12 protein-coding genes are annotated in these 14334 nt (G+C 64.5%); 4 read left to right on the top strand and 8 right to left on the bottom strand.

The features are described from left to right. Window positions 1-8 precede the first annotated feature (8 nt). From atpD to CCK88_RS16995, 5 genes are all read right to left on the bottom strand, one after another. Window positions 9-1448 carry a F0F1 ATP synthase subunit beta gene (atpD, locus tag CCK88_RS17015; protein WP_086471753.1) on the bottom strand — a complete coding sequence of 480 codons (1440 nt, stop codon included), beginning with the start codon at window positions 1446-1448 and terminating at the stop codon, window positions 9-11. A gap of 21 nt (window positions 1449-1469) precedes the next feature. Continuing rightward, entirely contained in the window at window positions 1470-2357 is an 888-nt protein-coding gene (locus tag CCK88_RS17010) for a F0F1 ATP synthase subunit gamma (protein ID WP_086471752.1), read from the bottom strand. Between the two features lie 22 nt (window positions 2358-2379). After that, complete coding sequence (gene atpA / locus CCK88_RS17005) at window positions 2380-3915, bottom strand: F0F1 ATP synthase subunit alpha (protein WP_086471751.1); 1536 nt, start codon at window positions 3913-3915, stop codon at window positions 2380-2382. Continuing rightward, window positions 3915-4475, bottom strand: coding sequence for a F0F1 ATP synthase subunit delta (locus CCK88_RS17000; protein ID WP_086471750.1), 561 nt, complete (start codon window positions 4473-4475; stop codon window positions 3915-3917). Before CCK88_RS17000 ends, atpA begins: the two co-directional genes overlap by 1 nt. A gap of 245 nt (window positions 4476-4720) precedes the next feature. Next, window positions 4721-6889, bottom strand: coding sequence for a primosomal protein N' (locus CCK88_RS16995; RefSeq protein ID WP_086471749.1), 2169 nt, complete (start codon window positions 6887-6889; stop codon window positions 4721-4723). Window positions 6890-7022: 133 nt separating this feature from the next. Here CCK88_RS16995 and CCK88_RS16990 point away from each other — a divergent pair, with 133 nt between their 5' ends. The 4 genes from CCK88_RS16990 (at window position 7023) to CCK88_RS16975 (ending at window position 11146) form a co-directional block, all read left to right on the top strand. After that, window positions 7023-7952 carry a tyrosine recombinase XerC gene (locus CCK88_RS16990; RefSeq protein WP_086471748.1) on the top strand — a complete coding sequence of 310 codons (930 nt, stop codon included), beginning with the start codon at window positions 7023-7025 and terminating at the stop codon, window positions 7950-7952. Between the two features lie 143 nt (window positions 7953-8095). Further along, complete coding sequence (locus CCK88_RS16985) at window positions 8096-9052, top strand: DMT family transporter (protein WP_086471747.1); 957 nt, start codon at window positions 8096-8098, stop codon at window positions 9050-9052. 84 nt (window positions 9053-9136) lie between these two features. Further along, window positions 9137-10690, top strand: a complete 1554-nt coding sequence (locus CCK88_RS16980; protein WP_086471746.1) for a hypothetical protein — start codon at window positions 9137-9139, stop codon at window positions 10688-10690. 99 nt (window positions 10691-10789) lie between these two features. After that, window positions 10790-11146 carry an iron chaperone gene (locus CCK88_RS16975; protein ID WP_086471745.1) on the top strand — a complete coding sequence of 119 codons (357 nt, stop codon included), beginning with the start codon at window positions 10790-10792 and terminating at the stop codon, window positions 11144-11146. A 129-nt stretch (window positions 11147-11275) separates the two neighbouring features. Here CCK88_RS16975 and CCK88_RS16970 read toward each other — a convergent pair whose 3' ends face one another. The 3 genes from CCK88_RS16970 to sdhA form a co-directional block, all read right to left on the bottom strand. Next, entirely contained in the window at window positions 11276-12058 is a 783-nt protein-coding gene (locus CCK88_RS16970) for a succinate dehydrogenase iron-sulfur subunit (RefSeq protein WP_086471744.1), read from the bottom strand. Between the two features lie 43 nt (window positions 12059-12101). Next, window positions 12102-12392 carry a hypothetical protein gene (locus tag CCK88_RS16965; RefSeq protein ID WP_140049032.1) on the bottom strand — a complete coding sequence of 97 codons (291 nt, stop codon included), beginning with the start codon at window positions 12390-12392 and terminating at the stop codon, window positions 12102-12104. A 128-nt stretch (window positions 12393-12520) separates the two neighbouring features. Then, window positions 12521-14332, bottom strand: coding sequence for a succinate dehydrogenase flavoprotein subunit (sdhA, locus tag CCK88_RS16960; RefSeq protein WP_086472022.1), 1812 nt, complete (start codon window positions 14330-14332; stop codon window positions 12521-12523). Window positions 14333-14334 lie beyond the last annotated feature (2 nt).

Raw genomic sequence — 14334 nt, 5'->3', positions numbered from 1 at the left:
TTGCAAAATTAGGCAGCCTGGGCAGCCAGCTTCTGGGCCTTGGCAACGGCGTCTTCGATCGTGCCGACCATGTAGAAGGCAGCTTCGGGCAGGTGGTCATAGTCACCACGCACGAGGCCGGCAAAGCCCTTGATGGTGTCTTCGAGCTGCACGAACACGCCCGGCGAACCGGTGAACACTTCGGCCACGTCGAAGGGCTGGGACATGAAGCGCTCGATCTTGCGGGCGCGGGCCACGGTCAGCTTGTCTTCTTCGGAAAGCTCGTCCATGCCCAGGATGGCGATGATGTCCTGGAGAGCCTTGTACTTCTGCAGGATCGACTGCACCTGACGGGCGGTGTCATAGTGCTCCTGACCGACGACGTTCGCGTCAAGAATACGCGAGTTCGAAGCCAGCGGATCCACGGCCGGGTAGATGCCCTTTTCCGAGATGGCGCGGTTGAGAACGGTCGTCGCGTCAAGGTGAGCGAAGGTCGTTGCCGGCGCCGGGTCGGTCAAGTCGTCGGCGGGCACGTACACGGCCTGCACCGAGGTGATCGAGCCCTTGGTCGTGGTGGTGATGCGTTCCTGCATCGCGCCCATGTCGGTCGACAGCGTCGGCTGGTAACCCACGGCAGACGGAATACGGCCCAGCAGAGCCGACATTTCGGCGCCAGCCTGGGTGAAGCGGAAGATGTTGTCCACGAAGAACAGCACGTCCTGGCCCTGGTCGCGGAAGTGCTCGGCGACGGTCAGACCGGTCAGAGCGACGCGGGCACGGGCACCGGGGGGCTCGTTCATCTGGCCGAACACGAGGGCGCACTTGGAACCGGCGGCCGAACCACCGTTCTCATGCGGGTCCTTGTTCACGCCCGATTCGATCATTTCGTGGTAGAGGTCGTTGCCTTCGCGGGTGCGTTCACCCACGCCGGCGAACACCGAGTAACCACCATGCGCCTTGGCGACGTTGTTGATCAGTTCCTGGATCAGCACGGTCTTGCCCACGCCGGCGCCACCGAACAGGCCGATCTTGCCGCCACGAGCGTAGGGAGCGATCAGGTCAACGACCTTGATGCCGGTGACCAGCACTTCGGCTTCCGGGGACTGCTCGACGAAGGACGGCGCTTCCTGGTGGATTTCGCGACGGCCGGAGGTGACAACCGGACCGGCTTCGTCGATCGGCTCGCCGATGACGTTCATGATGCGGCCGAGGGTCTCGTCGCCGACCGGAACCGAGATCGAAGCGCCGGTATCGTTTACTTCGGTGCCGCGAACCAGACCTTCGGTCGTGTCCATGGCGATGGTGCGCACGGCGTTCTCACCCAGGTGCTGGGCAACTTCCAGAACCAGACGCTGACCATTGTTGGTGGTTTCAAGCGCGTTCAGGATGGCGGGCAGGTGATCGTCGAAAACGACGTCGACGACGGCGCCGATGACCTGCGATACGCGACCGGCCTTTTTGTCTGCCATTTGTTCGTCCTCGCTATGCGGTTAGAGCGCTTCCGCGCCCGAAATGATTTCGATGAGTTCTTTGGTGATCTGGGCCTGGCGCTGGCGGTTGTAGCTCAGCTGCAGCTTGCCGATCATTTCCCCGGCATTGCGGGTCGCGTTGTCCATGGCGGACATCTGCGCACCGTAGAACGAGGCGGAGTTTTCGAGCAGCGCGCGTAGCACCTGCACCGAGATGTTGCGGGGCAACAGATCCTCGACGATGGCTTCTTCGCTCGGCTCATATTCGTAAGGCACGGCAGACGCCGCAGCTTCGCCTTCGCCGTCGACCTTTTCCAGCTTGGCCGGAATAATCTGCTGGGCCGTCGGCACCTGCGAAATCACCGAGCCGAACTTGGCAAAGAACAGCGTCGCCACGTCGAATTCACCGGCGGCGAACATCGCAAGCACCTTGTCGGCGACCTGCTGGGCCTGGGTGAAACCAACCTGCTTGACCTCGCGGAAGTTGAACGTATCGACGATCAATTCCGGATACTGGCGGCGCAGAATGTCGTGGCCCTTGCGGCCCACGGTCAGGATCTTGACGGTCTTGCCCTGGGCGATGAGCTTCTGGGCATGGTCGCGGGCGAGGCGGGCGATCGACGAGTTGAACCCGCCGGCCAGACCACGTTCACCGGTTGCGACCACGAGCAGATGCACCTGGTCCTTGCCGGTGCCGCCAAGCAGCACCGGTGCATTTTCCTGGCCATCGTAGACGGCGCCGAGCGCTGCCAGAACCTTGCCCATGCGTTCGGCATAGGGACGGGCGGCTTCGGCGGCTTCCTGGGCACGACGGAGCTTGGCCGCCGCGACCATCTGCATGGCCTTGGTGATCTTCTGGGTCGATTTGACCGAGTCGATCCGGTTTTTTAGGTCCTTTAGCGACGGCATTGCCTGTCGTCTCCTTCAGGCTTTAGGCCGCGTAGGTCTTCTTGATGTCGTCGAGAGCCGACTTCAGCTTGGCGCGCGTATCGTCGCTCAGAGCCTTTTCGGTCGCGATGGTCTTCAAGAGATCGGCGTGCTTGGAACGCAGGTTCGACAGGATGTGCTTTTCGAAATCCTGGACCTTGGCGACCGGAACCGAGTCCAGGTAGCCCTGACCGCCGGCAAAGATCACCGCGACCTGTTCTTCGGTCTTGAGCGGGCTGAACTGCGGCTGCTTGAGCAACTCGGTCAGGCGCGCACCGCGGTTCAGCAGACGCTGGGTCGCAGCGTCGAGATCCGAACCGAACTGGGCGAAGGCGGCCATTTCGCGATACTGCGAGAGTTCGCCCTTGAGCGAGCCGGCAACCTGCTTCATGGCCTTGACCTGGGCCGAACCACCCACGCGCGACACCGAGAGACCGACGTTCACGGCCGGGCGGATGCCCTGGAAGAACAGGTTGGTCTCGAGGAAGATCTGGCCGTCGGTGATCGAGATCACGTTGGTCGGGATATAGGCCGACACGTCATTTGCCTGCGTTTCGATGACCGGCAGAGCGGTCAGCGAACCAAGACCATGGTCTTCGTTCATCTTGGCAGCGCGTTCGAGCAGACGGCTGTGCAGGTAGAACACGTCGCCCGGGTAAGCTTCGCGGCCCGGCGGACGACGCAGCAGCAGCGACATCTGACGGTAGGCAACGGCCTGCTTGGTCAAGTCGTCATAGGCGATCACGGCATGCTTGCCGTTGTCGCGGAACCACTCGCCGATGGCGCAGCCGGTGAACGGCGCGATGTACTGGAGCGGAGCCGGGTCCGAAGCGGTTGCGGCGATCACGATCGAGTAGGGCAGCGCGCCCGATTCTTCGAGCTGACGCACGAACTGGGCGACGGTCGAGCGCTTCTGACCCACGGCGACGTAGATGCAGTAGAGCTTGTCGGTGTCCGAAGCATTGGCTTCGTGGGCCGGCTTCTGGTTGAGGAAGGTGTCGAGAATGATGGCGGTCTTGCCGGTCTGGCGGTCACCGATGACCAGCTCGCGCTGGCCGCGGCCGATCGGAATCAGCGCGTCGATGGCCTTGAGGCCGGTGGACATGGGCTCGTGCACGGACTTGCGCGGCAGGATGCCCGGCGCCTTGACGTCGACGCGGCTACGCTCGGTGTGGACGATCGGGCCCTTGCCGTCGATCGGGTTGCCCAGGCCATCGACCACGCGGCCGAGCAGGCCCGGACCAACCGGGGTATCCACGATGGCGCCGGTGCGCTTGACGACGTCGCCTTCCTTGATGGCACGGTCGGTGCCGAAGATCACGACGCCGACATTGTCGGCTTCCAGGTTGAGGGCCATGCCCTTGACGCCGCCCGGGAACTCCACGAGCTCACCGGCCTGCACGTTGTCGAGACCGTAGACGCGGGCAATACCGTCACCGACGGAGAGCACCTGACCGACTTCGGAAACCTGGGCTTCCTGGCCGAAATTCTTGATCTGGTCCTTGAGGATCGCAGAAATTTCCGCGGCTTTGATGTCCATTATCCGACCTCTTTCATGGCGATCTTCATCGCAGCGAGTTTTGTCTTGAGGGATGAGTCGATCATCTGGCTGCCGACCTTCACCTGAAGGCCGCCGATCAGCGAGGGATCAACGAACTGGTTGAGCGTGACGGTCTTGCCCAGCTTGGCCTTGAGCGTCTCGGCCAGCGACTTGGCCTGCGCATCGGTCAGCGGAGCAGCCGAGGTCACCTCGGCCGTGGCTTCGCCGCGTGCGGCAGCAGCCAGCTCGCGGAACACGGCAATGATGGTATCGAGCGCGAAGAGGCGGCCGTTCTTGGCCACGAGGCGCAGGAAGTTGGCAACCAGCGGATTGACCGTCGCCTTGCCCAGGATCGCGTTGAGCGCCGAGGCCTTGACGTCGCCCGAAATCACCGGCGAGCGCAGATAGCGCGAGAAATCGTCGCTTTCACCAATCAGGCGGGCAACATCGGAGAGACTGGTCTCGACCTGAGCCAGCTGGTTCTCGCTCTGAGCGAGATCAAACAGCGCTGACGCATATGGCCGCGCAATCTGGGTAAGCACTGAATTCTGCGCTGCCAATGCCGCTTCACCCTCTTTTTAGCCGACCCTCTTGGTGGTTCCGTTGACCGGAGCCCGGGCGGGTTTTGAACGCTTGGACGTGCTCGGAAACGGGGTTCGAGCCGGACCCCTATAAAAGTCGCGCCCGCTCTAACACAGGCCAAGCCGGCCATGCAAGGCATCGGGGGCGGATTCAGACGTGTCGAAAGTGTCGCAGGCGGGGCGTGAAGTCAGCGCGACGGCCACCGGCCCACACGCGCAAAAACCTACATGAAGCTCATCGGATCGATGTCGATCTGGATCCGGACGTCGCCCTTGGGCTTTTCGGCATTGCCGAGCCAGAAGCGCATATAGCCCGAAAGGTCGAAATCCTTGCCCGACTGGGCCAGAAGGCGCACCCGGTGTCGACCGCGGATCATGGCGATGGGCGCGTCCGCCGGGCCGAAAAGGCGCACGCCCTCGGCCATCGGCGCGGCGGACAGCAGCAACCGCGCAAAGGCCATGGCCGACTGCTGTTCGTTGGCCGAAACGATCAGCGCTGCAAGGCGGCCGAAGGGCGGCATGCCGCCGGCTTCCCGTGCGAGCAGCTCCTGGGCATAAAAGGCCTCGCGATCGCCCGAGACCATCGCCTTCATGACTGGGTGATCGGGATGGTAGGTCTGGAGAAACGCCTTGCCGTGGCGCGAGGCCCGGCCGGCGCGACCGGCCACCTGGGTTAGGATCTGGAAGGTCTTTTCGGCAGCGCGAGGGTCGCCATGGGCGAGCCCGAGATCGGCATCGAGCACCCCAACGACCGAGAGCTTCTCGAAATGGTGCCCCTTGGACACCAGCTGCGTGCCGATGATGAGATCGTATTCGCCGCGTTCGACTTCGGAGAAGCGTTCGCGCAGCTGGGCATGGCTGCCCATGTCGGTGGACAGCAGCACGCGCCTCGCATCGGGGAAGCGCACTGCCGCTTCTTCAGCGACCCGCTCGATGCCCGGCCCCACCGCCACCAGCGATTCGGGCTCGCCGCATTCCCCGCAGGCCTTGGGCGTGCGCATCTCGTGGCCGCAATGGTGGCACATGAGCACGCCGCGAAAGCGATGCTCAACCATCCATGCGGAGCAATCGGGGCATTGATACTGGTGCCCGCAGGAGCGACAGAGCGTCAGCGGAGCATAGCCGCGCCGGTTAAGAAAAAGCAGCGCCTGCTCACCCCGGTCGAGCGCCGCGAACACTTCACGCGCGAGGCCGGGGGCGATCCACTCGCCTTTCTCCGGCCCGTCGATGCGCATGTCGATGGCCGTGACATCGGGCATGGCCGCTTGCGCAAACCGGCTTTCGAGCCGCACATGCGCATAGCGCTCCACATTGGCATTGTTGCGCGATTCCACCGAAGGCGTCGCCGAGGAGAGGACCACCCGGGCCTGGGCAAGATTGGCGCGCAGCACCGCCATGTCGCGGGCATGATAGGTGAAGCCCTCGGACTGCTTATAGGCGCCGTCATGCTCCTCGTCGAGCACCAGCAGGCCCAGCTCGCGGAACGGCAGGAACAGTGCCGAACGGGCGCCCACCACGGCCCGCACCGTGCCCTCGAGCACCCCGCGCCACACCTTGGAGCGCTGCACCGGGGTCATGTCGGAATGCCACTCGGCGGGCCGCGTGCCGAACCGGCGGGTGAAGCGGTCGATGAAGGTATTGGTGAGGGCGATTTCAGGCAGCAGCACCAGTGCCTGACGTCCGGCGCGCAGCGTATCGGCCACGGCTTCGAAGAACACCTCGGTCTTGCCGCCGCCGGTGACGCCATCGAGCAGCGCGACGCCGAACTGGTGGGCGTCGAGTGCCAGGATCTGGTCGAGCGCCGCCTGCTGCTCGGGGCTGAGCCGGGCCGGATTGTCGTCGGGATCGGGCGGCATCACCACCGGGGGTGCCGGGATTTCGAGTTTTTCCACCGCCCCTGCCCGCTCCAGCCCGTCGATCACCGATGACGAGACGCCGCTGGCGCCGATCAGGGCCGGCTTGGGCCACGCCATGTCGTCCATGAGGCAATCGAGGACGCGCAGCCGTGCGGGCGTGAGCTTTTCCGGCTCGTGCCCGGTGCGGCGATAGGCGATGACCGGCTTGGGCGCATCCAGCGCCTCGGGCGAGCGCAGCACCCCGCGCAACACCTGCCCGGGCGCGGCCAGCGTATAGCGGGCCACCCATTCCACCGTGCGCAGCAATTCCTCGCTGAGGGCGGGAACGTCATAGACATGGGCAATATCGCGCAGCCGGTTGTGGGCGATGAGATCCTTGGGTGGCCCCCAGACCACGCCAAGGATCAGCCTGGGCCCGAGCGGCACCGCCACGATGGACCCGCGCTCCACCAGCATTCCCTCGGGCACGCGATAGCTGTAGGGGCCCTCGACGGCCACCCCCACCATGACTGCGACAATGTCCGGGCGATCGATCATTTGTGCCTGTTCTGTTCGCACCACGGCGCGGCCAATGCAAGCGATTCCATCCGCCCCATACCCGGCCCGACGTTCACGGAGTGTTCAGGGCGACGCTAGGGATCCGTTCACCCTCGCCCAATAGACTGGATGCATGACCGACAGCGCCTTTGCCACCGATGACTTCGTCCGGGACCGCATCCTTGCCTGGCTGCGCGACCTCGGCGCGGTCCGTCGCCTGGCTCCCAAGACCCTCGAAGCCTATGGACGCGACCTCGACCAGTTCATGAGTTTCCTTGCCGGCCATATGGGCGGTCCTGTCACCCTCGCTGCGCTGAGGGACATGCGCGGCGCCGATATCAGGGCGTTCATGGCCCAGCGCCGCACGGAAACGCTCGGCTCGCGATCGCTGGCCCGCGTGCTGTCCTCGCTCAAGAGCTTCTTCGCCTTTCTCGAGCGCGACGGCACGCTGGCGACGGACGCGCTCAATGTCGTCCGCACCCCCAAGGTCGCCCGCTCGCTGCCCAAGGCGCTGAGCGTCGTCGAGGCCAAGCGCACCATCACCGAGACAGAGGCCATGGAAGAAGAACCATGGATCGGCGCACGTGACATGGCGGTGATCGCCCTCTGCTACGGCGCTGGCCTGCGCATTTCCGAGGCCCTGTCTCTGACCCGTGCCGATCTCGAAAGCGATACGCTGCGGGTCACCGGCAAGGGTGGCAAGGTGCGCCTGGTGCCGCTGATCGGCGCGGTCCGCCAGAGCATCGACGCCTATCTCGCGCTTTCGCCCTTCCAGCCCGAGGCGGATGAACCGATGTTCCGCGGCAAGCGGGGCGGTCCGCTGTCACCGCGCCTTATCCAGCTGCGCATGGAAAACCTGCGCTCGGCGCTTGGCCTGCCACCATCGGCCACGCCGCATGCGCTGCGGCATTCCTTTGCGACCCATCTCCTGGGCCGCGGCGGCGACCTGCGCGCCATCCAGGAGCTGCTGGGTCACGCCAGCCTTTCGACGACGCAGATCTACACCCAGGTCGACACCGAGCGGCTGCTCGAAAGCTACGCCAAGGCGCATCCGCGCGGTTGATGGTTTCCAACGGGCTTTTTCCTTTCCACGGTTCGTGGGCGCAACCGTGGGTGGTCGACATCCGATAACAGCCTTGGTGCCGCTGGACGGAAAGTGGCTAAGGCGGCTTTGAAAGCGCGACGCGCGGGCATAAAAACTTGCCCATGACCACGCCCGCTCCCGCCCATAGCTCCACCTCGATCGACTCCGTTGGCTTCGGCCTCGCGCTTGCCGGTGCCGCGCTTTTTTCGACCAAGGGCATCTTCATCAAGCTCGCCTTCGCCGAGGGCGTGAGCACCGAGGCGGCGCTGGCGCTGCGCATGCTCGTGGCGCTGCCGGTGTATCTCGTCATCCTCGTTTCCCTGATGCGGCGCAACCCGCAGCTGCGCCCGCTGCTGACGCCGGGCCGTCTTGCCGCCACCATGGCCGTTGGCGCCCTCGGCTACTATCTTTCGAGCTATCTCGACTTCGCAGGCCTCGCCTTCGTGTCCGCGCAATACGAACGGCTGGTACTGTTCACCTACCCGTTCTTCGTCCTGCTGTTCGGCGTCTGGTTCTTCGGCGATCGCATGAACTGGAACCTCGTGCCGGCCATGCTGCTGAGCTATGGCGGCCTGCTCGTCATCTTCGCCTGGAACCTGACGGTACGCCCGGACGGCCTGTTGCTCGGCACCACCCTGGTTCTGGGATCCGCCCTGACATTCGCGCTTTATCAGCACTTCGCCAAGCGCCAGATGCTGGCGATCGGATCGGCGCTCTTCACCTGCATCGGCATGTCCACTGCGGCAGTGCTCGCCATCGGCCAAAGCCTCGTGGTCGACGGGCCATCGACCTATGCGACCTTCTCGCCCTATGTCTGGTTTCTGGGGCTGATGCTGGGCGTCTTCGGCACGGTGCTGCCGTCGTTCCTCCTCAACGGCGCCATCGCCCGTATCGGACCGCGCGCCACCTCGTCCACGGCCTCGTTCGGACCGATCATCACCATTGTTCTGGCCGTTTTCATCCTGGGCGAGGAATTCACCTGGATCCATGCGCTGGGCACGGCCATGGTGCTGCTCGGATCGTGGTGGTTTGCCCGTCGCGAAACGCGCAATCGCGCGGCGGCCGAGGAACCGAGCTGACGCATTCTCACTTCTGGCTGCCATAAAGCCGCTATAAGGTGGTGATCACTAAAGCGGCATCTGAGTGTTGAGGGAGACCATTTCATGCGTGCATTCAACCGGGGTCTGGGCACGGCGAGCCTCGTGCTGATCCTTGTCGCAGGCCTGAACGGGCCGAGCCTGGCGCAGACCAGTGCCGACATCGAATTCGGCGATGATTCGTCCCAGTGGGCCAATGACGGCGAGTGCGACGATCCACGCTTTACCGGCGAAGGTTCGGCTGCCGAGCTGGAAGACGCAGACCGCGGCAAGGATGCCACCGACTGCCGCACCGCCTTTGAAGATGGCAAGATAACCCTGGCCGACGGCGAGGATGGAAAGCTGGCCGCAGCGCCGGCAACCTCGGCCACGACCGAAACCGCCGAGCCGGCCGCCGACACGGCGCGGCCTGCGATCGACTTCGGCGATGACAGCTCGGAATGGGCCAATGACGGCGAATGCGACGATCCGCGTTTCACCGGCACCGGCATGGCCAGCGAACTCGAGGATGCCGACATCGCCAAGGACGCGACCGACTGCCGGACCTTGTTCGAAGCCGGCTCCATCAGCCTGGTCGACACCGATGGCGACGACACTGCGGCGACTGCCGCACCCGCCAGCACGCGTCCCGAAGATATCGACTTCGGTGACGACACGTCCGAATGGGCCAACGACGGCGAATGCGATGATCCGCGCTTTGCCGGCACCGGTTCGGCCTCCGAACTGGAAGACGTCGATATCGGCCGCGACGCCACCGATTGCCGTGCCGCCTTCGAGGCCGGCACCGTGACGCTGGTGGGTGAGAGCGACGCCACCACCATCGCCGATATCGACTTTGGCGACGACAGCTCGGAATGGGCGAACGACCAGGAATGCGACGACCCGCGCTTCGTCGGGTCAGGCATGGCCACCGAGCCATCCGATGTCGATATCATGCGCGACGCCACCGACTGCCGCAAGGCGTTCGAGGATGGCACGATCACGTTGGCGAGCGAAGCCGGCGATGCCCCGATGACGCCGGTCTCCAGCTCGGTGATCGAGGCGCTCGCAGCCCGTATCGACTTCGGCGATGACAGCGGTGCGTGGCCCAATGACGGCGAATGCGACGATCCGGACTTTGTCGGCTCGGGCGTCGTATCCGATCCATCCGACAGCGAACGCATGAAGGATGCCAGCGATTGCCGTGCCGCCTTCCTCGCCGGAACGGCCTCGCTGAAGTCTGCCGAACAGCTCGGCGGCGCCTTCGACTACGGCTCGGATACCTCGGAATGGGCCAATGACGGCCAGTGCGACGACTGGCGCTTTGCCGGTCCGGGCATGGCCAAGAAACTTTCGAGCTACGACGTGATGGGTGATGCCACCGATTGCCGCGCCCTCGAGGAAGCCGGCGAAATCTCGATCAAGCCGGTCTTCGACCCCAACTACATCCTGGGCGCGCCCTACGATTCCTCGGAAATCGACTTCGGCGACAATTCCTCGTCCTACGCCAATGACAACATCTGCGACGACCCGCGCTTCGAAGGTCCGGGCGTTGCCTCGACCCTGCTCGACAGCGACCTTGAAAAGGACGCCGCCGACTGCAAGGCGCTTTTCGAACAGGGCAAGATCGTGCTGCGCTGAGCCCTGCTGCCACAGAGTGAAGACGCGGCGGGGCCTTCGGGTCCCGCCGCTTCGTTTTGGCGGGTTGCACGGACCGGCGCGATTGCACAAGATGGGCTCATGTCCAACTTTGCCGATCATGACGCCTATATCGACGCCGCACCCGAAACGCTCCAGCCGCTCCTGACCCATCTGCGCGCGCGACTGGCTCACGCCTTGCCGGGCCTTGATGAGATCATGCGCTACGACATGCCGGGTTTTGGCACGGGAAGTGTGGTCGCTGCCGGCTATGGCGCCTTCAGCAAGCAGTGCGGGCTCTATGTCAGCAAGGGCGCGATCAGCACGCAGGCCGAGGCCATTGCCGCGGCGGGTCTCAAGGCGAGCAAGACCGGCGTGACGTTTTCGCCGGCCAGGCCGATGCCGGATGAGCTGATTGCGGCACTGGCGCAGGCGTCGCGGGCGGAATTGGGGCTCTGAAGCTCAGAAAATCTCGCGCGCCAGGGTGTCATCCCGGCGAAGGTCCGGGATGCATGCGCGGCTCCAAATTGAACCCCGGCCTGCGCCGGGGTGACCCTGTAGATATGCTGCCGGTGAGGCTGCTAGGCCTCAGGCCGCCTTGCGCTCCACCATCATCTTCTTGATCTGGGCGATCGCCTTGGCCGGATTGAGGCCCTTGGGGCAAACCTTGGCGCAGTTCATGATGGTGTGGCAGCGATAGAGCTTGAACGGGTCTTCGAGATTGTCGAGGCGCTCGGACGTGGTCTCGTCGCGCGAATCGATCAGCCAGCGATAGGCCTGCAGCAGCGCGGCGGGCCCGAGATATTTTTCGCCGTTCCACCAATAGCTCGGGCACGAGGTCGAGCAACAGGCGCAGAGGATGCACTCGTAGAGCCCGTCGAGCTTGGCGCGGTTTTCGACCGACTGCGTCCATTCCTTTTCCGGCGTGGGCGAAGTGGTCTTGAGCCAGGGCTCGATCGCCCGGTGCTGGGCATAGAAATTGGTAAGGTCAGGCACGAGGTCCTTGACCACGGGCATGTGCGGCAGCGGGTAGATCTTGATCGGACCCGAGGAGTCGTCCATGCCCTTGGTGCAGGCCAGGGTATTGAGGCCGTTGATGTTCATCGAGCACGAGCCGCAGATGCCCTCGCGGCAGGAGCGGCGGAGCGTCAGCGTCGGGTCGGTGTTGTTCTTGATGTAGAGCAGCGCGTCGAGGATCATCGGCCCGCAATTGTCCAGATCGACGAAATAGGTGTCGATGCGCGGATTGGCCTCCGTGTCCGGATCGTAACGGTAGATGTGGAATTCCCGGAGGCGCGTGGCGCCCTGCGGCTTGGGCCAGGTCTTGCCCTTCTGCGGCTGGTCGGCCTTGCGCAAAGTCAGTTCGGCCATCGTTTTATATCCTCTCAGCGGACGCTTGGGTCGCCCGTAAAGCTCAATAGTTCGGCTTGCAGATCTGGTTCGATTTGGCGACGTAGGTATTGTACGCGTCGTAGTCGGATGCGTCGGGCGAACCGCCCTTCATCGAGCTGATGACGACGTCCATGAACCGCGCGTCGATCAGCGTCATGGCCGCGTCCGCCTTGCACCCGCAGAGCGCCGCATCCTGCGCGATGCCCATGCAGACGCGGTAGAATTCATCCTTCTGTTCCGCGCTCGGCGGCGCCGCCATCACGGCGAGGCTGCTCGAGGCCAGAAGCGTGATCGCCACGAGAAATGTCCGCATTTTCGGCTCCGGCATCGGGGGCGGCGCCGGGGCGGCCACCCGTCTCAACTTGCTTGTTTGCATCGCTCGGCGCGCAGGGCGCCGGGCGAAAGTCGTCATAGCTGCGCTCGTCGCAGAGGTGGCACACCTCAGTAGACGCGGGCCTTGGGCGCGATCTTCTTGAGATCGATGCCGCCCTGGTCCTGCGGGGTCAGCGGATCGGTGATGACGGGCCTGTAGCCCAGCGTCACATCGCCGGTCTCCACATTCACATGCGCCAGCGTGTGCTTGCGCCATTCCACATCGTCGCGATTGGGGAAATCTTCATGCGCATGGGCGCCGCGCGACTCGTGACGGGCCTCGGCCGAGACGACCGTAGCGATGGCGCTGGTCATCAGGTTCTCGAGCTCGAGCGTTTCCACGAGATCGGAATTCCAGATCAGCGAGCGGTCCGTGACCTTGACGTCCGGCAGGCGCTTGTAAATTTCGCCCATGGCGGCCACGCCGTTCTTGAGCGAGTCCGAAGTGCGGAACACCGCCGCATCGGCCTGCATGGTGCGCTGCATCTCGTCGCGCAGCTTGGCCGTCGGCTGCGAACCGTTGGCATTGCGCAGGCGATCGAAGCGGGCGAGGATCTTGTCGTCCTCGGCCTTGTTGATCCCCGGAACCGGGGCTGCCTTGTCCAGCACCTTGCCGGCGCGCAGGGCCGCGGCGCGGCCGAACACCACGAGGTCGGTCAGCGAGTTCGAGCCCAGGCGATTGGCGCCATGCACCGAGGCACAGGCCGCTTCGCCCACGGCCATCAGGCCCGGCACGATGCGGTTTGGGTCCTCGGCGGTGGGGTTGAGCACCTCGCCGTGATAGTTCGCGGGAATGCCGCCCATATTGTAGTGCACGGTGGGCAGCACCGGGATCGGCTCGCGGGTCAGGTCGACACCGGCGAAGATCTTGGCCGATTCCGTAATGCCCGGCAGGCGCTCGTGCAGCACCTTGGGATCGAGATGATCGAGGTGGAGATAGATGTGGTCCTTCTTGGGACCGACGCCACGTCCCTCGCGGATTTCGAGCGTCATGCAGCGGCTGACGACGTCGCGCGATGCCAGATCCTTGGCGTTGGGCGCATAGCGCTCCATGAAGCGCTCGCCTTCCGAATTGGTCAGGTATCCGCCCTCGCCACGCGCGCCCTCGGTGATGAGAACGCCGGCACCATAAATGCCGGTGGGGTGGAACTGCACGAATTCCATGTCCTGCAGCGGCAGGCCGGCGCGGGCCACCATGCCGTTGCCGTCGCCGGTACAGGTATGGGCCGAGGTCGCCGAGAAGTAGGAGCGGCCGTAACCGCCGGTGGCCAGAACCACCAGCTTGGCGCGGAACCGGTGCAGCGTGCCGTCGTCGAGCTTCCAGGCGATGACGCCCTGGCACTCGCCGTTCTCGCCCATGATCAGGTCGAGCGCGAAATATTCGATGAAGAACTGGGCGTCGTTCTTGACCGACTGGCCATAGAGCGTGTGGAGGATGGCGTGGCCGGTGCGGTCGGCCGCGGCGCAGGTGCGCTGCACCGGCGGGCCATCGCCGAATTCGGTCATGTGGCCGCCGAACGGACGCTGGTAGATCTTGCCTTCCTGCGTCCGGGAGAACGGCACGCCATAGTGCTCGAGCTCGTAGATCGCGGCCGGGGCTTCGCGCGCCAGGTATTCCATGGCGTCGTTGTCGCCCAGCCAGTCCGAACCCTTGACGGTGTCGTACATGTGCCACTGCCAGCTGTCGGGCCCCATGTTCTGGAGCGAGGCGGCAATGCCGCCCTGGGCTGCGACGGTGTGCGAGCGGGTCGGGAAAACCTTGGTGATGCAGGCGGTGTTGAACCCCTGCTCGGCCATGCCCAGGGTTGCGCGCAGGCCCGCCCCGCCGGCGCCGACCACCACCACGTCGAATTCGTGGTCGATCAGTTCGTAATTGGCCATCT

The sequence above is a fragment of the Devosia lucknowensis genome (assembly GCF_900177655.1).
Classification (GTDB): Bacteria; Pseudomonadota; Alphaproteobacteria; order Rhizobiales; family Devosiaceae; genus Devosia; species Devosia lucknowensis.
This window is presented reverse-complemented; position numbering and strand designations above follow the sequence as displayed.

Excerpts from the sequence above, each read along its gene's own strand:
- CCK88_RS16995 (WP_086471749.1), bottom strand. The coding sequence starts at position 6,889 with ATGATCGATCGCCCGGACATTGTCGCAGTCATGGTGGGGGTGGCCGTC.
- CCK88_RS17010 (WP_086471752.1), bottom strand. The coding sequence starts at position 2,357 with ATGCCGTCGCTAAAGGACCTAAAAAACCGGATCGACTCGGTCAAATCG.
- CCK88_RS16965 (WP_140049032.1), bottom strand. The coding sequence starts at position 12,392 with ATGCGGACATTTCTCGTGGCGATCACGCTTCTGGCCTCGAGCAGCCTC.
- atpD (WP_086471753.1), bottom strand. The coding sequence starts at position 1,448 with ATGGCAGACAAAAAGGCCGGTCGCGTATCGCAGGTCATCGGCGCCGTC.
- CCK88_RS16980 (WP_086471746.1), top strand. The coding sequence starts at position 9,137 with ATGCGTGCATTCAACCGGGGTCTGGGCACGGCGAGCCTCGTGCTGATC.
- CCK88_RS16970 (WP_086471744.1), bottom strand. The coding sequence starts at position 12,058 with ATGGCCGAACTGACTTTGCGCAAGGCCGACCAGCCGCAGAAGGGCAAG.
- sdhA (WP_086472022.1), bottom strand. The coding sequence starts at position 14,332 with ATGGCCAATTACGAACTGATCGACCACGAATTCGACGTGGTGGTGGTC.
- CCK88_RS16990 (WP_086471748.1), top strand. The coding sequence starts at position 7,023 with ATGACCGACAGCGCCTTTGCCACCGATGACTTCGTCCGGGACCGCATC.
- CCK88_RS16975 (WP_086471745.1), top strand. The coding sequence starts at position 10,790 with ATGTCCAACTTTGCCGATCATGACGCCTATATCGACGCCGCACCCGAA.
- CCK88_RS16985 (WP_086471747.1), top strand. The coding sequence starts at position 8,096 with ATGACCACGCCCGCTCCCGCCCATAGCTCCACCTCGATCGACTCCGTT.
- atpA (WP_086471751.1), bottom strand. The coding sequence starts at position 3,915 with ATGGACATCAAAGCCGCGGAAATTTCTGCGATCCTCAAGGACCAGATC.